Source organism: Klebsiella quasipneumoniae subsp. quasipneumoniae (assembly GCF_020525925.1).
GTDB classification, from domain to species: Bacteria; Pseudomonadota; Gammaproteobacteria; order Enterobacterales; family Enterobacteriaceae; genus Klebsiella; species Klebsiella quasipneumoniae.
In genome coordinates, this window is the sequence record NZ_CP084876.1 from 3938410 (window position 1) to 3963295 (window position 24886).

Consider the following 24886-nt stretch of genomic DNA (forward strand, 5'->3'; position numbering starts at 1 on the left):
GCCGGGAGCTGGCGCGCTTTTTAAGGTAACCGGAAACCCCATTACAGGAGAGAGCGAATGGCGAGAGTCGTGGTGATCACCGGCGGCGGAACCGGAATTGGCGCCGCCTGCGCGCGGCTGATGCGCGCCGCGGGCGACCGGGTGTTTATTACCGGACGGCGCGAGGCGCCATTGCGGGCGGTCGCCGATGAGACCGGCGCCACGGCGCTGATGGGCGATGCCGCCGACGGCGAGGCGTGGCGCCAACGGCTGCTGCCGGCCATTCTCGACCAGGCCGGCGGTATTGATGTCCTCATCTGCAGCGCCGGCGGGATGGGCAACAGCCCCGCCGCCGATACCAGCGACCGCCAGTGGCGCGAGGCGCTGGACGGCAATCTCACCAGCGCCTTCGCCAGCGTTCGCGCCTGCCTGCCCTCGCTGATTGCCCGCCGCGGCAACGTGCTGTTTATCGCCTCCATCGCCTCGCTGGCCGCCGGTCCGCAGGCCTGCGGCTACGTCACCGCCAAACACGCCTTAATCGGCCTGATGCGCTCCGTCGCCCGCGATTACGGCCCGCAGGGGGTGCGCGCCAACGCCGTCTGCCCCGGCTGGGTCACCACGCCGATGGCGGATGAAGAGATGCTCCCGCTGATGCAGGCGGAAGGGTTGTCGCTGACTGAGGCGTATCAGCGGGTCTGTCGCGACGTTCCGCTGCGCCGACCCGCCAGCCCCGAGGAGATAGCCGAGGCCTGTCAGTTTCTCTGTTCGCCGCAGGCCGCCATCATCAGCGGCGCTACGCTGGTCGCCGACGGCGGCGCCAGTATCGTCGATGTTCCCACTCTGGCGTTTGCCTAACGCCCTACTCTGTTCAGGAGCCACTATGACTTCAGAAGCCGTATTTATCCAGGTCGGCGCGCTGGCCGATGGTTTTGCGCCACACGGTAATGTACTCGCCACCGCCAGCCTGCCCGCAGGCGAGCGCTTTACCTTTTATGTCGCCGGGAGCGAGCCGCAGCAGCTGATCATCGAAGATGAGCAGACGCTAAGCTGGAACGGCACTCGCACCCCCTGGCGGGCGACCGCCCTGCGCCCGGATATTCTGTTTATCGACTTCCTTGACCCGGAGCGGGATAACGCCAGCATCAGCGCGGTATGTAACCTGACGCAGCGCAACGCTACCCTGGTCTATGGCCAGCTGCCGGACGAAGCCGCCGCGCGGCTGGACGCCTTCAGCCGGGTGGAGCGAGGCCTGCCGCTGACCGCGGTAGAAGCGCGCTTTGTCTTCGCCCGCCTGGATACGCAGCCGGGGCCGCTGCCGGGCTTTACTCCTGCGCTGGTCGGCATGCGCAATCAGTACACCTACAGCCCGACCGAGCGCTATGAGCACATCTATCTCAACGATAATTTTTACGCCTGGCAGTGTCTGGACGGCGTGGAAAAGGGGCTGGCGGATGTCGACCGCTGCCACTATGTGCTGGTGGCGGAGGATCTCTATCTGTTTGTCTGGCGCGAGAAAATCATTCCGACGCTGGGGGTGATCCTGATCGATCTTCAGCAAATGCGCACCGACGGCAAGATCATGGGCTATCAGGGCAGCGACTTCGGCGCCCTCAGCAATTTCCCGGTCGGCGCCAGCGCGAAGATCCTCAACATCACCCGCCATCAGGAATAAAGGGACGCAGCCGGGCACGCTTTCAGCCACCATGCCCGTCATATTGCCGGGTGGCGGCTACGCCTGACCCGGCCTACAGTTCCCTCTCACAGGCTGACACATCGTAGGCCCGGCAAGCACAGCGCCACCGGGCGATGACAGCGGGTACTGAGCCGCTTTTATGCCGGGTGGCGGCTACGCCTTACCCGGCCTACAGGGTCCTCTCACAGGCTGACACATCGTAGGCCCGGTAAGCGCAGCGCCACCGGGCGATGACAACGGGCACAGAGCCGTTTTATGCCGGGTGGCGGCTGCGCCTTACCCGGCCTACGGGGTCCTCTCACAGGCTCATACCTCGTAGGCCCGGTAAGCGCAGCGCCACCGGGCGATGATAGCGGGCACGGAGCCGCTTTTATGCCGGGTGGCGGCTGCGCCTGACCCGGCCTGCGGGGTCCTCTCCCAGGCTCATACCTCGTAGGCCCGGTAAGCGCAGCGCCACCGGGCGATGACAGCGGGCACGGAGCCGCTTTTATTCCGGGTGGCGGCTGCGCCTTACCCGGCCTACGGGGTCCTCTCACAGGCTGACACAGCGTAGGCCCGGTAAGCGCAGCGCCACCGGGCGATGACAGCGGGCACAAAGCCGTTTTTATGCCGGGTGGCGGCTGCGCCTTACCCGGCCTACAGTTCCCTCTCACAGGCTCATACCTCGTAGGCCCGGCAAGCACAGCGCCGCCGGGCGATGACAGCGGGTACGGAGCCGCTTTTATGCCGGGTGGCGGCTGCGCCTTACCCGGCCTACGGGGTCCACTCACAGGCTGACACCTCGTAGGCCCGGCAAGCGCAGCGCCGCCGGGCGATGACAGCGGGCACGGAGCCGTTTTATGCCGGGTGGCGGCTGCGCCTTACCCAGCCTACGTTCGTACGACCTGTCGTTAATTTATTCACCATTGTTGCTGAAACTGCCGGTGCTGACGGCCTCAAAATCGCTGAGACGTTCCCGGAAGGCCGGGGCAGCCCGCATGGATGCGGGCTGAGGGCCGTGTTTTGCATGGACGCTGCCTCGGCCCGACCCGAAGCCTGCAGGGATAAGTCGAAGGGACCGCGCAGCGGCGATTTTGCTGGCCGGAGCCCGGGGGTACAGGGGGCGGCGGCGACTGGCCGCCCCCTGTGCGCTCCCTGCGCCGTAAGAGACATAACGCAGAAAATTAACCGGGAGCGCAATCTGTACGGAAATAACATAGAAGTTGTAGCCCTGCCAGGCGCAGTATGCACAAGGAAATTGACGCTTGTACCGTTATTCCGCCGGGAAGAGGGAGTGACTCAGGCGCTGGCGCTGTCCAGCCGCGCCACCTGCTCCGCGCTCAGGCTCAGCGCCGACGCGCGGGCAAAACTTTCCACCTGGGCCACGCTGGTGGCGCTGGCGATCGGCGCGGTCACCCCTTCGCGGCCGATCAGCCACGCCAGGGCCACTTCCGCCGGCTTCGCCCCCAGCTCCTCCGCAACCGCCACCAGGGTATCGATAATCCGCATCCCGCGCGGATTCAGGTACTTACCAATCCCCCCTCCGCGCTGACTCTGCGCCAGATCCGACGGCTGACGGTACTTACCGGTTAAGAACCCCGAGGCCAGGCTGTAGTAGGTCACCACCCCGATATCACGGCTGACGCAGAGATCGCACAGCGCGCCTTCAAAGGCGGAGCGGTGGTAGAGGTTATATTCCGGCTGCAGCACCTGCCAGGCAGGCAAGCCGCCCTTGCGCGCCACCTCCAGCGCCCCCGCCAGCTGCATCGCATCGAGGTTAGAGGCCCCCATCGCGCGAATTTTCCCCGCCTGCTGCAGGCTGTGGAAAGCCTCCAGCGTTTCCGCTACCGGAGTTTGCGGATCCGGCCAGTGGGAAAAGTAGAGGTCGATGTAGTCGGTATTAAGGCGGCGCAGGGAGTCGTCTACCGCCTGCTGGATCCAGGCTTTGCTGAGTCCCTTATGGCCAGGAAGGCCGAGATCGGAGCCGACTTTAGTGAAGATTTTGACCTTATCGCGCATGCCGGGACGCGCCTGCAGCCAGCGGCCGATAATGGTTTCGGATTCGCCGCCCTGATTGCCCTCCGCCCAGCGGGAATAAACATCCGCCGTGTCGATAGCGTCAAAACCATGGTCAACAAAAGCATCAAGAAGGGCAAAACTGGTTTTTTCATCAATGGTCCAGCCAAAGACGTTACCGCCAAACACTAACGGGGCGATGGAAAATCCGGTTTTGCCCAAGGGACGTGTCATCATGCCGAGTACTCCTTAGCTTATATTCTGCTTCCCTCAGGTAACCACAGGGGTCAGGAGAGGAGGTCGATTGGATAATCAGAAAAGGAATCTTACGGCGGGCGATCCTTGCCCGCGGGTACACTCAGACATTATGTCCCGGAATAAACATCAAAGCTAAAATATTTGCTGGCTAATTTTTTGTAGGTGCCGTCGGCAAGGATCTTCGCAATCGCGCCGTTTATTTCCTGACGTAGCGCCTCATCGTCTTTACGCAAGCCGATCGCCGCCCCGGCGCCAAACAGCGTATCATCCTGCAGATGGCCGCCGACAAAGGTGAATGCCTTACCCTGCGGCTGCTGCAGGAAGCTGTAGTCGGCCATCATCCCGGAAAGCACCGCGCCGTCGATGCGCCCGGACTCCAGATCGCGCACCACGCTATCGGCCCCCTGGTAGGCCACAATGTTGATCCCCTGCGGACGCCAGTGCTGATTGACGTAAGTCTCCTGCGCCGAACCCTGCTCGACGCCGATGGTTTTGCCCTTCAGCTGCGCCGGCGTATTGCCTTGCAGGGTATTTTTACGCGCCACGAGGAACACCGGCCCGTTATACAGCTTGTCGCTAAAGGCAATTTGCGCTTTACGCTTCTCGGTCATGTACATCCCGGAAAGGATGGCGTCGAATTTCCGCGCCTTCAGCGCCGGGATAATGCCGTCGAAATTGCTTTCCACCCACACGCATTTCGCCTGCAGCTGCTGGCAAATGGCGTTGCCTAGATCGATATCAAACCCCGCCAGCTTGCCCTGCGGATCCTTCCATTCAAACGGCGCGAAGGTCGGGTCGACGCCGAAGCGGATCGCCTTTCCCCCTTCGGCCAGCGCCGACGTCGACGCCATTAACGCCAGCCATAGCAACAGTGATTTTTTCATTCCAGTTCTTCTCCAGAGGTTAACGGCAGTGCTTTTCCACCAGGCGGGCGAACAGCGTCGCGCCGGTGGTGATAATGTCATCGTTGAAGTCGTAGCCGGGGTTATGCACCATGCAGCCGCCCTTCTCCCCCTGCTCGCCGTTGCCCAGCAGGAAGTAGCAGCCCGGACGTTCGCGCAGCATAAAGGCGAAGTCCTCGCTGGCGTTCATCGGCGAGACCGACTCCAGCACCCCCTCGCGACCAAACACCTCCAGCGTCAGCGCCCGGGCGAAATCAGTCTCTTCGGGGCTGTTGGTTAATACCGGGTAGGAGTCGTAAACCTCTACTGCGCTGCTGGCGCCATAGCTTTTGGCGGTAAATTCGCTGAGCTCGTGAATACGTTTGATCAGCAGGTCGCGGATTTCCGGCTTCATCGCCCGCACGCTGAGCTCCATCACAACGCTCTCCGGAATAACGTTGGAGGCGATACCGGCCTGGAAGGTGCCGACGCTGACCACCGCCGTTTCGCCCGGCGGCACGTTGCGCGCCACGATGCTCTGCAGAGCCATCACCAGCGCCGCGCCGGCGACGATCGGGTCGACGGTGCGCTCCGGATGGGCGCCGTGGCCGCCGTAGCCGGTAAGGGTGATTTTGACGGTGTCCGCCGAGGCCATAAAGTTGCCAGCGTAGAAGCCCAGCTTGCCCACCGGCAGCCCCGGCATGTTGTGCAGACCGAAAATGCGTTCGCAGGGGAACTGCTCAAACAGGCCGTCTTTAATCATTAAATCGGCGCCGCCGATAGCCTCTTCCGCCGGCTGAAAAATCAGATGCACCGTGCCGTTGAACTGACAGGCCGGCGAGGCGATATATTTCGCCGCCGCCAGCAGAATGGTGGTATGACCGTCATGACCGCAGGCGTGCATTTTCCCCGACACCGTGCTGGCCCAGGGTAAACCAGTGGTTTCATGAATCGGCAGAGCGTCCATATCGGCGCGCAGGCCGATGGTGCGCGGCGAGTCGCCTTTGCTCAGGCTGCCGACCACCCCGGTCTTGCCGAGGCCGCGCGTCACCTGGTAGCCCCACTCGGTCAGCTTGCCGGCAACCAGTTCGCTGGTATTAAACTCTTCCAGACTTAATTCCGGATTGGCATGTAAATAATGACGCAGAGAAATCATTTCCGCTTCCGTCGCTTTAATTTCTGGAATTACATAATCACTCATGCCGCTCTCCGGGAAATATCGTAAGGACTTAACACGGTATCGTGGTGAAAACTTTATGCAAGCAGGATTTCTAATACCGGCGATGGCGGCATCTTATTTAATAATGCGCTCACAACAGTGTAATAAGCATTAAAAACGGCGAAGTTTAAAAATAAACGTTTATTTTATGGAGAATTAACCGTTATTTACCCTACCATCCCCGGCCATATTCAGATTTAAATAAAAAGATTTCGATGAAATTACAGACGCTTTTCCTCGTCGCCATGACCGCGCTGGCGGGCTGCAGCGCGCAGGGCGATACCGCCAGCCAGCAGCGGGCCAGCATTCAGAAGATGCGCAACGAAACCCTCAATAAACTTTACACCCTGCAGCCCGAGGCCCGCAGCGATATTCAGCATGCGAAGGGTTATGCGGTATTCGCCAATAACAGCAGCAAGATCCTGCTGTTCGGATTTGGCAGCGGCTACGGCGTGGTGCGGGATACGGCCTCCGGGAAGGACACCTATATGAAAATGGCCCAGGGCGGCGCCGGTCTGGGAATAGGGATCAAGCAGCAGCGCACGGTGCTGGTCTTCCATGATAAAGCGGCCCTGGATCACTTTATCCGCCAGGGATATATGGTCGGCGCCGATGCGAACGCCGCGGCGAAATATGATGACAAAGGCATCGCGCCGATCGCCGCCTCCGCGAACGGCGTAGCGAAGGACACCTCCTCGCTGCCGTCAAAAGTGAACGTCTATGAAATCACCGACAAGGGGCTGGCCGCCCAGGCGATGGTCAATGGCTATAAATACTGGCCGGATGACGAACTGAACCCGTAGCCCCGGCGGTGCTCCATCGCCGGGTCAGGTGTTCCCTGCCCGGCGTTGGGAAACGCGCATTTAGTGGCCGAGGGCGCCGCTCACCAGAATCGAGGTGATGATCCCGGTCGCCGCAGCGATCAGCACATAGTTACCGTCGATATAGGACCAGTGATGGCCCTCCGGCGGGGGCGGCAGGCCGCGGTCGCTCCAGTCACGGACGCGATACTCATCGCCACGGAACGGCGCCGGAGCCGGGTGGCCTTTGCGGAAATCGTTACCGCGCCAGGCGAAATGGTCCTGCTCATGACGTGCCTGATCGCGTTTGTCATGAGCGTCACGATCCGGGCCACGCTGGTCATGGTCACCCTGATGATGCGCGTCAGGTCCGCCCTGCGGCGCATGCCCATTATGATCCGGACCGTTCTGCCACACCGTTGGCTGCCCCGGGCGATGGCCGTCGTTCGGGCCATCGGCAAAGGCCGGGACGCTCAGCACAGTGGATAACATTACCGCCAGAGAAATCATCTTTTTCATCGTACACCTCCTGATTGAAGTTCTTTGTAACGGGAAAATGTGAAGAAAGAGTGAGTATCCGCTTAACCAGGACGATTCCTGGCATCGGCTGTCGGGAAGAGGTTGTGCTAATGGAGGGGCAATAAAAAAGGCCGCTCTCGCGACCTTTATTCAGACTGCTATAAGGACTTACTCAGTCACTTTATTTTTTAACTCTTCAGCGCCGGATTTGGTTTTATCCCAGCCCTTTTCTGCGCCGGATTTGGTGGCGTTCCAGCCTTTTTCGCTGACCTCTTTGGTCTTATCCCAACCTTTCTCAGTCCCTTCTTTGGTCTTGTTCCAGGTCTTCTGCGCGCCTTCGCTCACCTGGCTGCCGACGCTATCCTGTTTGCCTTCGGCCGCATGTTTCGCCTTCAGCTGCTGCTCTTCGCCCTCGTGCTGGGCCTGGTGCAGCTTCTCTTTGGCGGTGTTGGCGTTGGCATTGGCCGCCGCGACGGTATCCTCTGTTGCATGTGTTGTCGCAGCAAAAACCGGAGCCGCAACCAGAATAGCCGATAACGCAATCATTGCTTTTTTCATAATATCCTCTCTCACATGTCATGTTATGAGTCGCATTCAGGATGGCACAGCGAACCGGGGATGACATTAGGAATTAGCCTGAAAAACGTTTTCGACCTCCAATCATGGCAGAAAATGCTGCCGCCGCGCGCCCTGTCGGCGTTCACATAATTTCCAACACGTTTGTTACATTTCGTGAAATTTGCCCTTGATATACTTGCCGTTGAGGTTTACTCGAGAATAATTCTCAGAATCATTATATTTATAAATTGGCAAACGGAACTCCTTTTATGGCAAGAAAATCAGTAAGATCGCTGTTGCTTACTGCGCTGATCGCGACGCCCTTCCTCAGCTATGCGACCCAATATCCGCTGACGGTTACCGACCTTGACGGCCGGCAGGTCACCCTGGTCAAAGAGCCGCAGCGTATTATTTTGCAGGATGGTCGCGACATTATGACCCTCGCCCTGCTGGACCGGGACAATCCGTTTAAGCGGCTGGTGGCATGGAATAATCTGGCGAAAAAGCAGGATGTTGCCACCTGGCAGATGCTGAAAACGGCGTGGCCGCAGTCGGCTACGATTCTGGACATGGGCTTCAGCGACAAGGGGAACGTCGATCTTGAAAGCGTCATCGCCCGCCAGCCGGATCTGATGATCGCCCAGCTGCGCGCCAGGCCTGCGCTGATGGAGAGCGGGGTCATTGACAAGCTTAGCGCCCTGCACGTTCCGGTGCTGTTTGTCGACTATGAGATCGACCCGGCGAAAGATACCGCCCCCAGCATCGACCTGCTGGGCAAAGTGCTTAACCGCGAGAGCCAGGCCAAAGCCTTTACCGATTACTATCGCCATCAGCTGCAGACGATTCGTCAGAAAACCGCAGCCATCACGCCGAAGGCCAACGTCTTCGTGGAAGCGCTGGCCGGCAACAGCGATGCCTGCTGCTTTACTCATGGCCACAGCGGCTGGGGCGGGCTGGTGGAGGCGGTCGGGGCGAACAATATCGGTTCGCAGCTGCTGCCGGGCGCCTCCGGATTCGTCTCGCTGGAGAAAATCATCAGCATGAAGCCCGACGCCTGGATCATGACCGGCTCGAAGCGTGGCAACAGCCAGGTGCTGCCCCTGGGCTATGAAGTCAAGCCGGAGGCGGTGAAGGCCCAGGCGCAGACGCTGCTGGCGCGGCCAGGGGTCAGCCAGATCCCGGCGGTCCAGGAAAAGCGGGCCTATGGCGTCTATCACCACTTCTATAACCACCCGTGGAATATTGTCGGCATGGAGTATCTGGCGAAAGATATCTATCCGCAGGCCTTCCGCGATCTCAACCCGGATGAGACTTATCATTATATCGTGCGCCATTTCACCGACCTGCCGGACCAGCCGTTCGTCTTTTCCTGGCAGCAGAGCGAGTAATCCGGCATGCGTTTAACTTCCGACTCCGTTCTGGACGGGCTGCCCGCCGGGACGCCTGGCGTGATGGATCATTATCGCCATATCGTGCGTCGCCGCCTGCTGCTGATGCTGCTGCTGGCGCTGTTGATTGTCGCTTCGCTGCTGCTCGATTTTATGCTCGGCCCCTCCGGACTGCCGCTGCAGAGCCTGTGGCAGACGTTAACCGATCCGGCCAGCGCCGATCCGGGCACTCGCGCCATCGTCTGGGACATCCGGCTGCCCTATGCGGTGATGGCGATTATCGTCGGTCTGGCGCTGGGGCTGGCCGGTGCCGAAATGCAGACCATCCTCAATAACCCGCTGGCCAGTCCGTTTACCCTGGGTGTCTCCTCGGCTGCGGCGTTTGGCGCCGCGCTGGCGATTGTACTGGGTATTGGCCTGCCCGGTATTCCCGGCCAGTGGTTTATCTCGGCCAACGCCTTTATCTTCGCCCTGCTGGCGGCCCTGCTGCTGGACGGCATTACCCGCTGGACCCAGGTGGCCACCTCCGGCGTCATTCTGTTCGGCATCGCGCTGGTCTTTACCTTTAACGCCCTGGTCTCGATGCTGCAGTTTATCGCCAATGAAGACACGCTGCAGGGGCTGGTGTTCTGGACCATGGGCAGCATCGACCGCGCCTCCTGGAGCAAAGTCGCCATCCTGCTGGTCGCCCTGGCGCTGGTGATGCCCCTGTCGCTGCGCAGCGCGTGGAAGCTGACCGCCCTGCGGCTGGGCGAGGACCGGGCCATCAGCTTTGGCATTAACGTTCGCCGTCTGCGCCTGGCCACACTGCTGCGGATCAGCATTTTGTCGGCGCTTTCGGTGGCCTTTGTCGGGCCAATCGGCTTTATCGGCCTGGTGGCGCCGCATATTGCGCGGATGCTCTTCGGCGAAGACCATCGCTTTTACCTGCCCGCCAGCGCGCTGATCGGCGCCCTGGTGCTCTCTCTGGCCTCCATCGCCTCGAAGAACCTGATCCCGGGGGCCATTATTCCGGTGGGGATCGTCACTTCCCTGGTAGGGGTCCCGTTCTTTTTAAGCATTATTTTACGTCACCGGGGGCAGGTATGAGCGACCAGACGTTATCCGGCCTGTCGCTGTCTCACTTCAGCGCCGGCTACCCCAGACGCAAGGTGATCGAGAACCTGACGGTTCCCCATCTGCCGCGGGGGAAAATCACCGCGCTGCTGGGGCCAAACGGCAGCGGTAAATCGACGTTAATGCGGGCGATGGCGGGTCTGGGCCCCTGCCGCGGCGAGCTGCTGCTGGAGGGGGAAAACCTGCTGACGCAGCCCTTCGCACGTCGCGCGGAACAGGTGGTCTATCTTCCGCAGACGCTGCCCGCCGGCGTGCATCTGCATGTGCTGGAGTCGATTATCGTGGCCCAGCGTGCCGCCGGAGGACGCCACAGTCCGCAGCACCAGGAGGAGGTGATGGCGCTGCTGCGCCAGCTGGGAATTGCCCACCTGGCGATGAGCTACCTCGATCAACTCTCCGGCGGGCAAAAACAGCTGGTGGGTCTCGCCCAGTCGCTGATTCGCCAGCCGCGCCTGCTACTGCTCGACGAACCGCTCAGCGCGCTTGATCTCAACTATCAATTTCACGTGATGGATCTGGTGCGCCGGGAGACCCGGCGGCGCAACATCGTGACCCTGGTGGTGGTGCACGATATCAATATTGCCCTGCGTCACGCCGACCACGTGCTGATGCTCAAAGCGGGCCAGCTGCTCGGCGACGGTACCCCGGCCGCGGTCATCACCCCCGAGACCCTGGCGGCCGTCTACGGCGTGCGCGGTCGTATTGAGCCCTGTTCGCAGGGGGTGCGGCAGGTAATTATTGACGGCCTGGTAGACAGCGAGGCCTGACCGCGGCGCGGGGAGGGTACGGCCTCCCCGCGCCCGCCGGCTTAGTGATCGAGATAGATATAGTTTTCCCAGCTCTTCATGCGGATCAGGATCTTCCGGATCAGCGACAGCTCTTTCAGATGATCCGAGTAGACCGCCGCCTCGAGGGTGGCCCCCTGCGGCAGGGCGTATTCGGCAAAACGCGGATCGGTCACCTTCAGCACCACCAGCGCCCGGCCATGGGTATTGAGCGCGTCCGTGGTCAGCAGTTTGCCCTGGCCCTGAAACTGACTCTCGCCAATCGCCGGCAGCACGTCGGCCACTTCCCCGCGGAAGACGGTCCCCGGAATGGCCGGAAACATCAGCTCCGCAGGCTCGCCTTTGTGCAGACGCTGCAGGGCGTTCTGGCGAAATGCCGCGACATACTCCCGCGAGGCGTCGCCCTCCACCGGCACAAAGGTCATCACCGGCAGCATCCCCAGCGCGGTGGACATGGTGCCTGGCCGTAAGCCGACGGTGCTGACATAGCCGTCTTCCGGGGCGCGGACGACGGTGTTATCCAGCTGAAACTGCGCCTTCTGCAACTGCGCCAGCAGGGAGGCCACGGTGGTATTTTTGCCCTTCACCACCGAGTCCAGCGCGTTACGCGCCTGTACCACGTTCGCCTGAGCCGCGCTGACGCTGGCTTCATCGGCTTTCCACGTCTGCAGACGGGTATCGACCATTTGATCGGAGAAGGCGCCCTGGGCATGCCCCTCCCGAAAACGGGCATACTCCCGCCGCGACTGGTCGCGCTGGGCCACCGCTCTGCTCAGCTCGGCCTCCGCCTGGCTTAACGCGGCGTTGAGGGAGAGCGCATCCTGACTGGCCGCTTTAATTTGCGCCTGCAGATCGTCCACCTTTGCCTGGAACGGCGTCGGGTCGAGAGTAAACAGCACATCATCCTTATGCAGCCTCTGGTTAGGCTTCACCGGTACGGTCTGCACCCGACCGCGTACCTGCGACACAATCGGCACGGTGCGAAACACCTGATTACCGACGTCGGTATAGGGGAAGTTGTAGTTCATCCCGAAGATCACCGCGCCAAGCAGGGCGATACCGCCGAGCACCGCCGTCGGCACGGTCCACTTATTGAGCGGAATGCGGAATACTTTAAACACCACGATGCATAGCGCGGCGTAGGTCAGCAACATTAACGTTTCCATTATTCTGCCTCCTTCGCTTTAAGTTCCTCGACCTCGCGCTGCACCTGCTCCAGTCGCTGAGCGACCGTCTCCAGACGCTGATGCAGGGCCTGCTGATCGTCGGCGATGCGGCGCATTCCCCATCCGCGGTCTTCGCGCCATAGCGTCGCCCAGATCCACAACAAGGGCCACAGGGCGTGCAGGGTAAATAAGCTGACCCAGCCGGCATAATGAATCGCATCCTGATGAGGATGGCGCCGCTCTTTGGCGATTTCATAAGGAATATCGTGAATAACAATCACGCCATAAAAAAGTATTAAGGCCACGGCGATGAGAATGGCCAGCGCCACATAGTCCAGGGTCATAAAATAACTCCAGAGTGAAAGGTTAAATAAATAAAACGGCCAGGTTCAGGCGTAACGGGGCCGGGGGAAAACGCGCGCGTAGCGCTTTCCTCGGGCGGGTTTTAGCGACGTTATGTCGGGGAGCCGACGAACCTGAATCAGAATTTCTCAGGAATATGACGGTCGATGGAAATCAGTTTGCCTTTTTTCACCGTGATATATCCCCCCTCGCGCAGGGCGGCCAGCACCTGATAAACATAGCTGCGCGAAAGATTGGTTCGTTTAATAATAAATGCCGACAGGCTTTCATGCTGACCACCATCGATTCCTCCACGATATAAATAGCGCGACAGCATTGATTTAATGGTCTGAAAGCTGGTCTGGCTGCCGCGTTCATAATGGGCATCAAGGGCAAATATGCCCATATAGGCCAGGATCGTGGTCAGCTCTTGCATATAGCCCGGCGACGAATGAAAGAATATCCGTTCAAAATCGCTGGCGGATATTTTCGCCAGCTGGCATTCGCCCAGACACCGATAATAGAGCGCCACCGACGGACAATAATGTTCAAGTAGCCCTAACGGCATATGCGCGATAACAATCCCGAGCAGGTTCTGCTCATCACCAAAGGCCAACGTCATTTGCCCCTGCAGCAAAAAATAGAGATAGCCCGGCTGCGGCAGAAATGGCTGGTCTTTACTCAGGCTCAGGGTTTCACTGCAGGCGATGACCGCCGGCAGGTGCGTGGTCAGCGACAGCTTCTGGTACCGATCGTAAATATCGCCAAAACTGGGGTTCATCGCGCTACGCACTCCTTCACCTTTTATCACCGCGGCGGGGTTAACCGCGGCCTGTGGAACTATACCTAAGCGGGTCAGGAAGGAAAAGTCCAGATCTGGAGTGGCGAAATATTCCGCCTGGCTCACATTTTTTACCCTCGCCCCGCCCTTTCGTCCACCAATCGTTCCGCTTGCCGCCAGGCTGTGCTTTAATTAGCTAAACCGGTTTAACAAAGTTTAGCTAAGAGGAGCTGTCCTATGAATGGTAAAATCTGGGTACTCGGCGATGCGGTCGTCGATCTCCTGCCCGACGGAGAGGGCCGCCTGCTGCAATGCCCCGGCGGCGCGCCAGCCAACGTCGCGGTCGGCGTGGCGCGGCTCGGCGGCGACAGCGGGTTTATCGGCCGCGTCGGCGACGATCCGTTCGGTCGCTTTATGCGCCACACCCTGGCGCAGGAGCAGGTCGATGTGGATTTTATGCGCCTCGACGCGACGCAGCGCACCTCCACGGTGGTGGTCGATCTCGATCGGCACGGGGAGCGCACCTTTACCTTTATGGTTCGCCCGAGCGCCGACCTGTTTCTTGCGCCTGAGGATCTTCCGCCGTTCGCCGCCGGCCAGTGGCTGCACGTCTGCTCTATCGCCCTCAGCGCGGAACCGAGCCGCAGCACGGCATTCGCGGCGATGGAGGCGATAAAGCGCGCCGGGGGCTATGTCAGCTTCGACCCCAATATCCGCAGCGACCTGTGGCAGGATCCGCAGGAGCTGCGCGACTGTCTCGACCGGGCGCTGGCCCTCGCCGACGCCATAAAACTGTCGGAAGAGGAGCTGGCTTTTATCAGCGGCAGCGACGACATCGTCAGCGGCATCGCCCGGCTGAACGCCCGCTTCCAGCCGACGCTGCTGCTGGTCACCCAGGGCAAAGCGGGAGTCCAGGCCGCGCTGCGCGGGCAGGTTAGCCACTTCCCCGCCCGCCCGGTAGTGGCCGTCGATACCACCGGCGCCGGCGATGCCTTTGTCGCCGGGCTGCTCGCCGGGCTCGCCGCCCACGGCATCCCTGATAACCTCGCCGCCCTGGCGCCGGACCTCGCGCTGGCGCAAACCTGCGGCGCGCTGGCCACCACCGCCAAAGGCGCCATGACCGCCCTGCCCTACAGGGTCGATCTTCAGCGCTCGCTGTGATCCCGTTGGGCCGGCTAACGGCCCACTTTGCTGGTGACATCACAATTCTTAAACCGGTTTAGCAATTTTTATTTTCACTGCGTTACCGACATGTTTACCATATCAACTAAACCGGTTTAGCAAACGTTAGCACACTCACTGATTTACCTTTGGATGTCACCAACATGTATAAAAAACGGAAGTTAGCCATTCTTATTGCTTTGCTAACCGGCGCCGCCGCCGCCCATGGGCAGACAGACCTGAACAGCATTGAAGCGCGTCTCGCCGCCCTGGAAAAACGTCTGCAGGATGCCGAGACCCGCGCCAGTACCGCCGAAAGCCGCGCCGCCTCAGCGGAGCAGAAAGTTCAGCAGCTAACCCAGCAGCAGCAGCAAACCCAGGCCACCACCCAGCAGGTGGCCAAGCGCACCACCCAACTAGAAGAAAAAGCCGAACGGCCCGGCGGCTTTGAGTTCCACGGCTACGCCCGCTCCGGGGTGATCATGAACGACTCCGCCGCCAGCACGAAATCCGGGGCCTATATGACCCCCGCCGGGGAGACCGGCGGCGCCATTGGTCGTCTTGGCAACCAGGCCGACACCTATGTGGAAATGAACCTCGAACATAAGCAGACCCTGGACAACGGGGCGACCACCCGTTTCAAAGTGATGGTGGCCGACGGGCAAACTACCTATAACGACTGGACGGCGAGCAGCAGCGACCTGAACGTGCGCCAGGCGTTCGTCGAGCTGGGCAACCTGCCGACCTTCGAGGGTCCGTTCAAAGGCTCGACCCTGTGGGCCGGGAAACGCTTTGACCGCGACAACTTCGACATCCACTGGGTTGACTCGGATGTGGTGTTCCTCGCCGGGACCGGCGGCGGGATCTACGACGTGAAGTGGAACGACAGCCTGCGCAGCAACTTCTCGTTATATGGCCGCAACTTTGGCGATATCGCCGACAGCAGCAACAGCGTGCAGAACTATATCGTCAGCATGAATAACTTTGCCGGCCCGGTGCAGATGATGGTCAGCGGGATGCGGGCGAAAGATAATGACGACCGCCAGGACGCGAACGGCAATCTGGTGAAAGGCGATGCCGCTAACACCGGGGTTCATGCCCTGCTGGGTCTGCACAATGAGAGCTTCTATGGCCTGCGCGACGGGACCAGCAAAACGGCCCTGCTGTATGGCCACGGACTGGGCGCCGAGGTTAAAGGCATCGGCTCCGACGGCGCGCTGCGTCCTGGGGCCAATACCTGGCGTTTCGCCAGCTACGGCACCACGCCGCTGAGCGATCGCTGGTTTATTGCCCCGGCCGTGCTGGCGCAGAGCAGTAAAGACCGCTATGTCGATGGCGACAGCTATCAGTGGGCCACTCTCAACCTGCGTCTGATTCAGGAGGTCACGCAGAACTTCGCCCTCGCCTGGGAGGGCACCTATCAGTACATGGATCTGCAGCCTGAAGGCTACAACGATCGCCATGCGGTCAACGGCAGCTTCTACAAGCTGACCTTCGCCCCGACCTTCAAGGTCGGCAGCATCGGCGACTTCTTCTCGCGCCCGGAGATCCGCTTCTACACCTCGTGGATGGACTGGAGCAAAAAGCTGGATAACTACGCCAACGACGACGCGTTAGGCAGCAACGGATTCAAATCGGGCGGCGAATGGTCGTTCGGTATGCAAATGGAGACCTGGTTCTGACGTGAACCCGGACGACAGGGTAAGTCACACATAAATATAAGGTTCGCGGTGCCTGCCACGGCCGGCGCCGCCCACGCCATATCATCATGCATTCAGAGGGTACTATGGATTTTGAACAGATTTCCCGCTCACTGCTTCCCCTGCTGGGCGGCAAGGAAAATATCGCCAGCGCCGCGCACTGCGCCACCCGCCTGCGGCTGGTGCTGGTCGACGACGCGCTCGCCGACCAGCAGGCGATTGGCAAAATCGACGGCGTGAAAGGCTGCTTTCGCAATGCCGGCCAGATGCAGATCATCTTCGGCACCGGGGTGGTCAATAAAGTCTATGCCGCCTTTATCCAGGCGGCGGGCATCAGCGAATCGAGCAAATCCGAAGCCGCCGACCTGGCGGCGAAAAAGCTGAACCCGTTCCAGCGCATCGCCCGCCTGCTGTCCAACATCTTCGTGCCGATTATTCCGGCCATCGTCGCCTCCGGCCTGCTGATGGGCCTGCTGGGGATGGTGAAAACCTACGGCTGGGTCGACCCGGGCAACGCTATCTATATCATGCTGGATATGTGCAGCTCGGCGGCGTTTATCATTCTGCCGATCCTGATCGGCTTTACCGCCGCCCGCGAATTTGGCGGTAACCCTTATCTGGGCGCGACCCTCGGCGGGATCCTCACCCACCCGGCGTTGACCAACGCCTGGGGCGTCGCCGCCGGCTTCCACACCATGAATTTCTTCGGCATCGAAGTGGCGATGATCGGCTATCAGGGCACGGTCTTCCCGGTGCTGCTGGCGGTGTGGTTTATGAGCCTTGTCGAGAAACGGCTGCGCCGCATTATCCCTGACGCGCTGGATCTGATCCTCACGCCGTTCCTGACGGTAATTATCTCCGGCTTTATCGCCCTGCTGCTGATCGGCCCGGCCGGCCGCGCGCTCGGCGACGGCATTTCGTTTATCCTCAGCACGCTTATCAGCCACGCCGGCTGGCTGGCGGGCCTGCTGTTTGGCGGCCTCTATTCGGTGATCGTCATTACCGGTATCCATCACAGCTTCCATGCCATCGAGGCGGGTCTGCTCGGCAATCCGTCGATCGGCGTCAACTTCCTGCTGCCGATCTGGGCCATGGCCAACGTCGCCCAGGGCGGCGCCTGCTTTGCGGTGTGGTTTAAAACCAAAGATGCCAAAATCAAAGCTATCACCCTGCCGTCGGCGTTTTCGGCGATGCTGGGGATCACCGAGGCGGCAATCTTCGGGATTAACCTGCGCTTTGTGAAACCGTTCATCGCCGCGCTGGTGGGCGGTGCCGCCGGCGGCGCCTGGGTGGTGTCGATGCACGTCTACATGACCGCGGTGGGCCTGACGGCAATCCCGGGAATGGCCATCGTGCAGGCCAGCTCGCTGCTGAACTACATTATCGGGATGGCGATCGCCTTCGCCGTGGCCTTCACGCTCTCTCTGACGCTGAAATACAAAACGGACGCTGAATAATGTCATTACCGTCACGCCTGCCTGCGATCCTGCAGGCCGTTATGCAGGGCCAGCCGCAGGCGCTGGCCGACAGCCATTACCCGCAATGGCATCTGGCGCCGGTCAGCGGACTGCTGAACGATCCCAACGGCTTTTGCCAGGTCGCCGGGCGTTACCACCTGTTTTATCAGTGGAACCCGCTCGCCTGCGACCACACCTACAAGTGCTGGGGACACTGGAGCTCAGCCGATCTGCTGCACTGGCGGCATGAACCTATCGCCCTGATGCCGGATGAAGAGTATGACCGCAACGGCTGCTACTCCGGCAGCGCGGTCGAGTTCGAGGGCGCCCTGACCCTGTGCTATACCGGCAACGTGAAATTCCCCGACGGCGGGCGCACCGCCTGGCAATGTCTGGCGACGGAAAATGCCGATGGCACCTTCCGCAAGCTGGGGCCGGTGCTGCCGCTGCCGGAAGGCTATACCGGCCATGTGCGCGACCCTAAGGTGTGGCGACAGGACGGGCGCTGGTACATGGTCCTCGGGGCGCAGGATGTGCAACAGCGCGGCAAAGTGCTGCTGTTTACCGCCAGCGACCTGCGGGATTGGCGCCTGGTGGGCGAGATAGCCGGGCATGACGTTAACGGCCTGGCGAACGGCGGCTACATGTGGGAGTGCCCGGACCTGTTTCCGCTGGCGGACACCCACCTGCTGATCTGCTGCCCGCAGGGGCTGGCCCGCGAAGCGCAGCGCTTTCTCAATACCTATCCGGCGGTGTGGATGGCAGGCCGTTTCGACGCCGAACGCGGCGCCTTCGACCATGGTCCGCTGCACGAGCTGGACAGCGGATTTGAGTTCTACGCGCCGCAAACCATGCTGGCCGAGGATGGCCGCCGCCTGCTGGTCGGCTGGATGGGCGTCCCGGACGGGGAAGAGATGCATCAACCCACCCGCGCGCAGGGGTGGATCCACCAGATGACCTGCGTGCGCGAGCTGGAGTGGCAGGCGGGCACCCTGTATCAGCGCCCGCTGCGCGAGCTGGCCGCCCTGCGCGGCGAAGCCGAGGGCTGGCGCGGACAGACCCTGCCCCTCGCCCCGATGGAGCTGGCCTTTGACATCGCCCCCAACAGCACGCTGGGGCTGGATTTTGCCGGCGCCCTGCAGCTCACCGTCAACCGCGACGGCCTGCGTCTGTCGCGCCGCGGGCTGCAGACGGCGGAGATGCATCACCGCTACTGGCGCGGCGAGGCGCGGCGCCTGCAGATCTTTATCGACCGCTCCAGCGTGGAGATTTTCATCAACGATGGCGAAGGGGTGATGAGCAGCCGCTTCTTCCCGGGCTATCCGGGGCAGTTAATCTTCAGCGGTGCGACGCCGGTGGCATTCTGCCGCTGGCTGCTGCGGCCATGCATGGTAGAATAACCGTTTTGCTTTCAGGCTCCCGGGTGCTGATGAAAACCAAACGCGTAACTATCAAAGATATCGCCGAACTGGCGGGCGTCTCCAAAGCGACCGCCAGTCTGGTGCTTAACGGTCGTGGCAAAGAGCTGCGCGTGGCGCAGGAGACGCGCGAGCGCGTGCTGGCGATCGCCCGCGAGCAGCACTATCAACCCAGCATTCACGCGCGCTCGCTGCGCGATAACCGCAGCCATACCATTGGCCTGGTGGTGCCGGAGATCACCAACTACGGGTTTGCCGTTTTCTCCCATGAGCTTGAGACGCTCTGCCGGGAAGCCGGCGTGCAGCTGCTTATCTCCTGCACCGACGAAAACCCCGGCCAGGAGAGCGTGGTGGTCAATAACATGATTGCTCGCCAGGTCGACGGCCTGATCGTCGCCTCGTGCATGCACAGCGATGCCGACTACCTGAAGCTCAGCGAACAGCTGCCGGTGGTGCTGTTTGACCGCTCCCCCAGCGACAGCGCCCTGCCGCTGGTGATGACCGACTCGGTCACCCCAACGGCTGAGCTAATCTCCCGCATCGCCCCTCAGCATGCGGATGAGTTCTGGTTCCTCGGCGGCCAGCCGCGGCTATCGCCATCGCGCGACCGGCTGGCGGGATTCACCCAGGGCCTGGCTCAGGCGGGGGTCACGCTGCGTCCCGAGTGGGTGATCAACGGCAACTATCACCCCAGCTCCGGCTATGAGATGTTCGCCGCGCTCTGCGCGCGGCTGGGCCGGCCGCCGAAGGCGCTGTTCACCGCGGCCTGCGGCCTGCTCGAAGGGGTCCTGCGCTATATGAGCCAGCATCATCTGCTGGACTCCAATATTCATCTCGCCAGCTTCGACGATCACTATCTGTACGATTCACTTTCCCTGCGCATTGATACCGTGCAACAGGATAATCGCCAGCTGGCCTGGCACTGCTACGATCTGCTCAGCCAGCTGATCGACGGCCAGGCGCCGGAGCCGCTCCAGCGCTATCTGCCCGCCACCCTGCAGTTTCGCCATGCCTGACGGCGCCGTCGGCAATTAGCGTTTTCGCCGGGCGCGCGCCGCCCGCCTCACCGCCAGCAGCGTGCCGGCGAGCACCGCGCCGAGGCCCATCGTGACCGGCCAACGGTAAGCCATCAGCAGCGAGGGCAATCCGCCGTCCGGCGCCAGCATCACGAGATTCCAGCCCGCCAGGCCCGCATTGCCGTTCAGCGCCCGGCTTAACATCCGCTGATGCGGGGCGAAGGGCTGAATGGTCTGGTAATGGCTGCCGAACAGCGGCGGCTGCATCTCCCTGGGAAATTGCGCCTGAACCTGGGCCAGCACGCCGGCCGGCAGCGCATGCGATGCCGCCAGCAGATGCCCGTCGCTATTCACCAGCAGCAGCTGATAATGTCGCTGCCGGGCCAGGGCATAGAGATCCGCGCGCATCACCGCCAGCGGCCAGGTGGCTTCCCGCTGCCGCGCCGGCGTGTTCATCCGCCGTTCGAGGCGTGACGCCACCCACTGCGCATCCTTCTCCAGCTGACGGGTATACATTTCGCGGCAAACCTCTCTGGCCAGAAAATGCCCGCCCCGGCCGATGATCAGGATCGCCAGGCCAACGAGCAGCGTGACGATCACGCCCCTTCTTCCCGGTCGCCAGACCGGCGAGGATTTGCCTATGGATGGTGTATTCATACGACTCCAGAAACCAGGGGGCAAGGCGTGGCCCCCTGGCGAATGGACAACAAAAGTCGCGAAACTGTACAGGATGCGCAGCGCGGGAAAAATAGACAGCCGGCGCCAGGCGGGGAGTATTTTGTTTATTTCTGGACAGGGCTGGCGGCAACGACGCGCTTCGCCGTTGCCGCCAGTTGATAAGATTAGTGTTTTTTCCGGTTACGGCGCATGTCGATGGTCACCGCCGCGACGATAATGATCCCTTTAATAATATCCTGCACGTAGGCATCGACGCCGACAAAGGTAAATCCGCTCTTGATCAGGCCAAGGATCATCGCGCCAATCAGGGTGCCGGTAATGCGCCCCACCCCGCCCATTAAGCTGCTGCCGCCGATCACCGCTGCGGCAATCGCGTCCAGCTCGTAGGACATCCCCATGCTGGACTGGCCGCTGCTGACGCGCGCCGCCAGCACCACCCCCGCCAGCCCGGAGAGCGCCCCGGCGATGGTGTAGACAATCACCAGGTACTTATTCACGTTGATGCCGGACACTTTGGCCGAGGTCATGTTGCCGCCGATGGCATACACATATTTGCCATACCGGGTATGCTTCAGCGCAATGTGAAACACCGCGGCGATCACGAAGAAGATGATCACCGGCATCGCCCCCTGGCCTATCGCCGTAAAGCTGTCGGAGAGGAAGCTTATCGGGTTGCCCTGAGTGTAATACTGCGCCAGACCGCGCGCCGAGACCATCATCCCGAGGGTGGCGATAAACGGCGGGATACCGGTTCGCGTCACCAGGAAACCGTTGGTCAGCCCGCACAGCAGGCCGACGCCGATCCCCGCGCAAATCGGGATCACCGCCGGCAGGTTGACCAGCGCCGGGAACATCGGCGACAGGCTGTCGGAGGTTTGCGCCAGGCTCGCCGCCACCACCGCCGCGAGGGCGATAACCGAGCCGGAGGAGAGGTCAATCCCGGTGGTGATGATCACCTGGGTGACGCCGACGGCGATGATGCCGATGATCGCCACCTGCAGCACAATCAGCACCAGGCGGTTGGTATTGAGCAGGAACGACTGGTCGCGAACATACCAGCCGGCGATTTCAAATGTCAGGGCAATCACCAGCATCACCACAAAGATGCCGGTATCTTTCGGCATTTTATGCCGCAAATTAGCGAAGAAGGAGGAACCCTCGCTGGCCGGAGCCGCCGTTAATTTCATATTACTCATTCTCTGTGCCTCAATGGGATGCCAACGACAAAATGGTTTCCTGGTCGGCTTCGTCTTTTTCCAGGATGCCGGTGATACGACCTTCATGCATCACCATGACCCGGTCACTCATGCCAAGGATTTCCGGCAGCTCAGAGGAGACCATAATGACCGCCACCCCCCGGTTCGCCAGTTCACTGATAAGATGATAAATTTCCGCCTTCGCCCCGACGTCGATGCCGCGGGTCGGCTCATCGAGAATTAAGATTTTCGGTTGCGCTAACAGCCAGCGCGCAATCAGGACTTTTTGCTGATTCCCCCCGCTGAGGTTATTAATAATTTGATCCATCGTCGGCGTTTTAATATTGAGCCGGCGGATTTGCTCCATGCAGTCTTCGGCCATTTTCACGTGCTGGACAAAACCGCTCTTGCCGATATATTCCGGCATTTTGACGATACTCATATTTTCCAGCACCGACAGCACCAGAAACAGGCCCGACTTTTTGCGGTCTTCGGTTAATAACGCCATCCCCTTTTCAATCGCCACGGAGGGAGAATCAATGGTCACCGGCGCCCCGTCGATCAGCACTTCGCCGCTGTCGAAGCGTTCCATACCGAACAGGCTTTCCATCACCTCGCTGCGCCCGGCGCCCACCAGCCCGGCCACGCCGAGGATCTCGCCGCGACGCACGGTAAAGCTGACGTCATGGAACACGCCCTGGCGCGTCAGGTTGCGCACCGTCAGCACCTCTTCGCCGATGGTGTTATTAAATTTCGGGAACAGCTGGGTTAATTCGCGGCCGACCATCTGGGTGATTAGCGACTGGCGGGTAAATTCGGTGGTGTTTTTGCTCCCCACCCAGGTGCCGTCGCGAAAGACGCTGATCTCATCGGTGATGGCGAAGATCTCATCCATTTTATGGCTGATATAGATGATCGCTTTGCCCTGGGCCCGCAGGTCGCGGATGATGGTGAACAGGTGAGCCACCTCGCCTTCGGTCAGCGCCGAAGTGGGCTCATCCATGATCACAATATCCGCGTTCCATGAGACCGCTTTGGCAATCTCCACCATCTGCTGGGCGGCGATGCTCAGGTCGCCCACCAGCCGGTCGGCAGTTAAGCGAATATTCAGCTTATCCAGCAGCGCCTGGGTCTGGCGGGTCAGCTGGCCGTGGTCGACAAAGCCGTACTTCATCGGCTCGCGCCCCAGCCAGATATTCTCCGCCACCGTCATATGCGGCACCAGATTCAGCTCCTGGTGAATCATCGAGATCCCCGAGCGCAGCGCATCCATGGTGTCGGTAAATTCCACCGGCTCACCTTTCACGCGAATCGATCCTTTATCCGGGCGATAGATACCGATCAGGCACTTCATTAGCGTGGATTTACCGGCGCCGTTCTCGCCCATCAGGGCGTGCACCGTTCCCGGGCGCACGCGTAATGAGACATTGTCGAGCGCCTTCACGCCGGGGAAGAACTTACTGATACCTTCGGCTTCAAGGGCAAAAGCGTTCATACATCCACCTCCGTACCACAGGTTGGCCAGGATTATTTCTGATTACGATTGGTAAATTCAGCCATGTTCTCTTTGGTGATCAGCTGATACGGCACGTCGATGATCTTTTCCACTTTCTCGCCGTTCGCCAGCTTAATGGCCGCGTCTACGGCGCCCTCGCCCTGGCCTTTCGCATCCTGGAAGATGGTGGCGATCATCTTGCCGCTCTTCAGCATCTGCAGCGCATCCGGGGTGCCATCCACGCCGGCGATGAGAATATGGTTCGGGTTTTTACCCAGCGCCTGCAGGGCGCCGATCGCCATTTCATCGTTGTTGGAGGCGATGGCCTGGATATCCTCGCCGCTGGTCATCCAGTTGCTGACCACGTCCACGGCGTCATTGCGGGTAAATTTCGCGGTCTGCTTCTGCACGATTTTGATGTTCGGGTATTTCGCCACGACCTCTTCCACCCCTTTGGTGCGGTCGCGAGTGGATTCATTCGCCAGGTCGCCGAGCAGGATCGCCACATTGCCTTTGCCGTTCATCGCTTTCGCCAGCGCTTCCATCTGCAGACGGCCGGCGAGAATCGAGTCCGACCCCACATAGGCCATCTTGTCGGTCAGCTCCGCCTGCGGGCGACGGTTTACAAACACCAGTGGGATCCCGGCTTTGGTGGCCTGATCCATGATCGGTTTCACCGCGTTGGTATCCACCGGGTTGACGATAATGGCGTCCACGCCCTGGCCGATAAAGTTCTGCACCTGCTGCAGCTGCTGGGAGACATCCCCTTTCGCGTCCTCGATCTGCGATTTCACCCCATCTTTTTTCATCTCTTTTTGCATCGAGGTACGCAGGATCGTCAGGAAGTTATCGTCAAACAGCGCCATCGAGACGCCAATGGAGACATCTTTTGCCATAACCACCGCAGGCAGCATGCAGGCTAACAAAGAGGCAACAATCGTTTTCTTAATATTCATAGTTGATCCTTGATTTTGTAGGTACGCCGGTGAATGAAACAAAATGAAAAATTAATTTCAGTCAGATTGCGACAAATGTCTGTTGTGACGGCGACGGCGCTGCGGGGTTTTCCGCATTTCGTCGTGATCGGAATCACAAATAATGGCTGTTTTATCATCACTTTTTTGAAACATCAGTCCATTTATGCCACACCGTGAATTCCAGACCATTTATTTCATTAACAAGACATTTGAAACTTTTATAAGTAAATAACTGAAATGAAAATTTTAAAACCATGCAGTAACAGAATTTTGACAGACATCTAACATTGCTGCATAAATGAGCGAAA

General features: G+C 60.4%; 22 protein-coding genes and 1 pseudogene. 11 read left to right on the forward strand and 12 right to left on the reverse strand.

Annotated elements, in window-relative coordinates; translation table 11 throughout:
* The first annotated feature begins 57 nt into the window (after positions 1 to 57).
* Both LGM20_RS18970 and LGM20_RS18975 read left to right on the forward strand, forming a co-directional pair.
* Positions 58 to 834, forward strand: a complete 777-nt coding sequence (locus LGM20_RS18970; RefSeq protein ID WP_044521441.1) for an SDR family NAD(P)-dependent oxidoreductase — start codon at positions 58 to 60, stop codon at positions 832 to 834.
* A gap of 25 nt (positions 835 to 859) precedes the next feature.
* Complete coding sequence (locus LGM20_RS18975; protein ID WP_044521439.1) at positions 860 to 1651, forward strand: MoaF C-terminal domain-containing protein; 792 nt, start codon at positions 860 to 862, stop codon at positions 1649 to 1651.
* A gap of 1299 nt (positions 1652 to 2950) precedes the next feature.
* Here the strand turns inward: LGM20_RS18975 and LGM20_RS18980 are convergent.
* The 3 genes from LGM20_RS18980 to LGM20_RS18990 form a co-directional block, all read right to left on the reverse strand.
* The gene (locus LGM20_RS18980) at positions 2951 to 3904 is read right to left on the reverse strand and encodes an aldo/keto reductase (RefSeq protein ID WP_044521402.1); all 954 of its coding nucleotides are present in this window, start codon (positions 3902 to 3904) and stop codon (positions 2951 to 2953) included.
* Positions 3905 to 4032: 128 nt separating this feature from the next.
* Positions 4033 to 4809: a lysine/arginine/ornithine ABC transporter substrate-binding protein gene (locus LGM20_RS18985; protein ID WP_023288704.1), complete on the reverse strand. Its 777-nt coding sequence runs from the start codon at positions 4807 to 4809 to the stop codon at positions 4033 to 4035.
* Positions 4810 to 4828: 19 nt separating this feature from the next.
* Positions 4829 to 6007: a M20 aminoacylase family protein gene (locus tag LGM20_RS18990; protein ID WP_044521401.1), complete on the reverse strand. Its 1179-nt coding sequence runs from the start codon at positions 6005 to 6007 to the stop codon at positions 4829 to 4831.
* A 233-nt stretch (positions 6008 to 6240) separates the two neighbouring features.
* Here LGM20_RS18990 and LGM20_RS18995 point away from each other — a divergent pair, with 233 nt between their 5' ends.
* Complete coding sequence (locus tag LGM20_RS18995; protein ID WP_032454772.1) at positions 6241 to 6828, forward strand: lipid-binding SYLF domain-containing protein; 588 nt, start codon at positions 6241 to 6243, stop codon at positions 6826 to 6828.
* 60 nt (positions 6829 to 6888) lie between these two features.
* Here the strand turns inward: LGM20_RS18995 and LGM20_RS19000 are convergent, their stop codons facing one another.
* Positions 6889 to 7344, reverse strand: a complete 456-nt coding sequence (locus tag LGM20_RS19000) for an RcnB family protein (protein WP_044521399.1) — start codon at positions 7342 to 7344, stop codon at positions 6889 to 6891.
* Between the two features lie 168 nt (positions 7345 to 7512).
* Complete coding sequence (locus tag LGM20_RS19005) at positions 7513 to 7902, reverse strand: hypothetical protein (protein WP_044521397.1); 390 nt, start codon at positions 7900 to 7902, stop codon at positions 7513 to 7515.
* Positions 7903 to 8171: 269 nt separating this feature from the next.
* Between LGM20_RS19005 and LGM20_RS19010 the strand changes: the two genes are divergently transcribed.
* From LGM20_RS19010 to LGM20_RS19020, 3 genes are read left to right on the forward strand one after another with little or no spacing between them, the layout of a single operon-like run.
* Complete coding sequence (locus LGM20_RS19010) at positions 8172 to 9290, forward strand: ABC transporter substrate-binding protein (RefSeq protein ID WP_032454771.1); 1119 nt, start codon at positions 8172 to 8174, stop codon at positions 9288 to 9290.
* Between the two features lie 60 nt (positions 9291 to 9350).
* The gene (locus LGM20_RS19015) at positions 9351 to 10379 is read left to right on the forward strand and encodes a FecCD family ABC transporter permease (protein WP_072096506.1); all 1029 of its coding nucleotides are present in this window, start codon (positions 9351 to 9353) and stop codon (positions 10377 to 10379) included.
* The gene (locus LGM20_RS19020; RefSeq protein ID WP_023288697.1) at positions 10376 to 11173 is read left to right on the forward strand and encodes an ABC transporter ATP-binding protein; all 798 of its coding nucleotides are present in this window, start codon (positions 10376 to 10378) and stop codon (positions 11171 to 11173) included. Before LGM20_RS19015 ends, LGM20_RS19020 begins: the two co-directional genes overlap by 4 nt.
* Positions 11174 to 11214: 41 nt before the next feature.
* Here the strand turns inward: LGM20_RS19020 and LGM20_RS19025 are convergent, their stop codons facing one another.
* The 3 genes from LGM20_RS19025 to LGM20_RS19035 form a co-directional block, all read right to left on the reverse strand.
* Positions 11215 to 12357, reverse strand: a complete 1143-nt coding sequence (locus tag LGM20_RS19025) for an HlyD family secretion protein (RefSeq protein ID WP_044521394.1) — start codon at positions 12355 to 12357, stop codon at positions 11215 to 11217.
* A complete protein-coding gene (locus LGM20_RS19030; RefSeq protein ID WP_044521392.1) occupies positions 12357 to 12701 on the reverse strand; it encodes a DUF3302 domain-containing protein in 345 nt (114 codons plus the stop codon). Before LGM20_RS19030 ends, LGM20_RS19025 begins: the two co-directional genes overlap by 1 nt.
* Before the next feature lie 137 nt (positions 12702 to 12838).
* Complete coding sequence (locus LGM20_RS19035) at positions 12839 to 13480, reverse strand: Crp/Fnr family transcriptional regulator (RefSeq protein ID WP_072420810.1); 642 nt, start codon at positions 13478 to 13480, stop codon at positions 12839 to 12841.
* A gap of 237 nt (positions 13481 to 13717) precedes the next feature.
* Between LGM20_RS19035 and LGM20_RS19040 the strand changes: the two genes are divergently transcribed.
* From LGM20_RS19040 to LGM20_RS19060, 5 genes are all read left to right on the forward strand, one after another.
* On the forward strand, positions 13718 to 14641 hold the full coding sequence (locus LGM20_RS19040; RefSeq protein ID WP_044521389.1) for an aminoimidazole riboside kinase: 924 nt from the start codon (positions 13718 to 13720) through the stop codon (positions 14639 to 14641).
* Between the two features lie 164 nt (positions 14642 to 14805).
* Positions 14806 to 16323, forward strand: a complete 1518-nt coding sequence (locus tag LGM20_RS19045; RefSeq protein ID WP_023288692.1) for a carbohydrate porin — start codon at positions 14806 to 14808, stop codon at positions 16321 to 16323.
* 104 nt (positions 16324 to 16427) lie between these two features.
* Positions 16428 to 17798: a sucrose-specific PTS transporter subunit IIBC gene (locus tag LGM20_RS19050; protein ID WP_023288691.1), complete on the forward strand. Its 1371-nt coding sequence runs from the start codon at positions 16428 to 16430 to the stop codon at positions 17796 to 17798.
* A complete protein-coding gene (locus LGM20_RS19055) occupies positions 17798 to 19198 on the forward strand; it encodes a sucrose-6-phosphate hydrolase (protein ID WP_044521387.1) in 1401 nt (466 codons plus the stop codon). The genes LGM20_RS19050 and LGM20_RS19055 overlap by 1 nt, the downstream gene beginning before the upstream one ends.
* 23 nt (positions 19199 to 19221) lie before the next feature.
* A complete protein-coding gene (locus LGM20_RS19060) occupies positions 19222 to 20232 on the forward strand; it encodes a LacI family DNA-binding transcriptional regulator (RefSeq protein WP_017898803.1) in 1011 nt (336 codons plus the stop codon).
* A 47-nt stretch (positions 20233 to 20279) separates the two neighbouring features.
* Here the strand turns inward: LGM20_RS19060 and LGM20_RS19065 are convergent.
* The 4 genes and pseudogenes from LGM20_RS19065 to LGM20_RS19080 form a co-directional block, all read right to left on the reverse strand.
* Positions 20280 to 20889, reverse strand: a pseudogene (locus LGM20_RS19065) (hypothetical protein).
* 185 nt (positions 20890 to 21074) lie between these two features.
* Positions 21075 to 22097 carry an ABC transporter permease gene (locus tag LGM20_RS19070; RefSeq protein ID WP_004152946.1) on the reverse strand — a complete coding sequence of 341 codons (1023 nt, stop codon included), beginning with the start codon at positions 22095 to 22097 and terminating at the stop codon, positions 21075 to 21077.
* Positions 22098 to 22116: 19 nt separating this feature from the next.
* Positions 22117 to 23601, reverse strand: coding sequence for a sugar ABC transporter ATP-binding protein (locus LGM20_RS19075; RefSeq protein ID WP_004202401.1), 1485 nt, complete (start codon positions 23599 to 23601; stop codon positions 22117 to 22119).
* A gap of 32 nt (positions 23602 to 23633) precedes the next feature.
* Entirely contained in the window at positions 23634 to 24557 is a 924-nt protein-coding gene (locus LGM20_RS19080) for a sugar ABC transporter substrate-binding protein (protein WP_002892597.1), read from the reverse strand.
* Positions 24558 to 24886: the final 329 nt, after the last annotated feature.

Bases quoted from the DNA above. Each gene is read 5' to 3' on its own strand.
- LGM20_RS18995 (WP_032454772.1), top strand. From the start codon at position 6,241: ATGAAATTACAGACGCTTTTCCTCGTCGCCATGACCGCGCTGGCGGGC.
- LGM20_RS19055 (WP_044521387.1), top strand. From the start codon at position 17,798: ATGTCATTACCGTCACGCCTGCCTGCGATCCTGCAGGCCGTTATGCAG.
- LGM20_RS18985 (WP_023288704.1), bottom strand. From the start codon at position 4,809: ATGAAAAAATCACTGTTGCTATGGCTGGCGTTAATGGCGTCGACGTCG.
- LGM20_RS19025 (WP_044521394.1), bottom strand. From the start codon at position 12,357: ATGGAAACGTTAATGTTGCTGACCTACGCCGCGCTATGCATCGTGGTG.
- LGM20_RS19080 (WP_002892597.1), bottom strand. From the start codon at position 24,557: ATGAATATTAAGAAAACGATTGTTGCCTCTTTGTTAGCCTGCATGCTG.
- LGM20_RS19075 (WP_004202401.1), bottom strand. From the start codon at position 23,601: ATGAACGCTTTTGCCCTTGAAGCCGAAGGTATCAGTAAGTTCTTCCCC.
- LGM20_RS19010 (WP_032454771.1), top strand. From the start codon at position 8,172: ATGGCAAGAAAATCAGTAAGATCGCTGTTGCTTACTGCGCTGATCGCG.
- LGM20_RS18970 (WP_044521441.1), top strand. From the start codon at position 58: ATGGCGAGAGTCGTGGTGATCACCGGCGGCGGAACCGGAATTGGCGCC.
- LGM20_RS19030 (WP_044521392.1), bottom strand. From the start codon at position 12,701: ATGACCCTGGACTATGTGGCGCTGGCCATTCTCATCGCCGTGGCCTTA.
- LGM20_RS19035 (WP_072420810.1), bottom strand. From the start codon at position 13,480: ATGAACCCCAGTTTTGGCGATATTTACGATCGGTACCAGAAGCTGTCG.
- LGM20_RS18990 (WP_044521401.1), bottom strand. From the start codon at position 6,007: ATGAGTGATTATGTAATTCCAGAAATTAAAGCGACGGAAGCGGAAATG.
- LGM20_RS19050 (WP_023288691.1), top strand. From the start codon at position 16,428: ATGGATTTTGAACAGATTTCCCGCTCACTGCTTCCCCTGCTGGGCGGC.
- LGM20_RS19000 (WP_044521399.1), bottom strand. From the start codon at position 7,344: ATGAAAAAGATGATTTCTCTGGCGGTAATGTTATCCACTGTGCTGAGC.
- LGM20_RS19070 (WP_004152946.1), bottom strand. From the start codon at position 22,097: ATGAAATTAACGGCGGCTCCGGCCAGCGAGGGTTCCTCCTTCTTCGCT.
- LGM20_RS19020 (WP_023288697.1), top strand. From the start codon at position 10,376: ATGAGCGACCAGACGTTATCCGGCCTGTCGCTGTCTCACTTCAGCGCC.
- LGM20_RS19045 (WP_023288692.1), top strand. From the start codon at position 14,806: ATGTATAAAAAACGGAAGTTAGCCATTCTTATTGCTTTGCTAACCGGC.
- LGM20_RS19005 (WP_044521397.1), bottom strand. From the start codon at position 7,902: ATGAAAAAAGCAATGATTGCGTTATCGGCTATTCTGGTTGCGGCTCCG.
- LGM20_RS18975 (WP_044521439.1), top strand. From the start codon at position 860: ATGACTTCAGAAGCCGTATTTATCCAGGTCGGCGCGCTGGCCGATGGT.
- LGM20_RS19040 (WP_044521389.1), top strand. From the start codon at position 13,718: ATGAATGGTAAAATCTGGGTACTCGGCGATGCGGTCGTCGATCTCCTG.
- LGM20_RS18980 (WP_044521402.1), bottom strand. From the start codon at position 3,904: ATGATGACACGTCCCTTGGGCAAAACCGGATTTTCCATCGCCCCGTTA.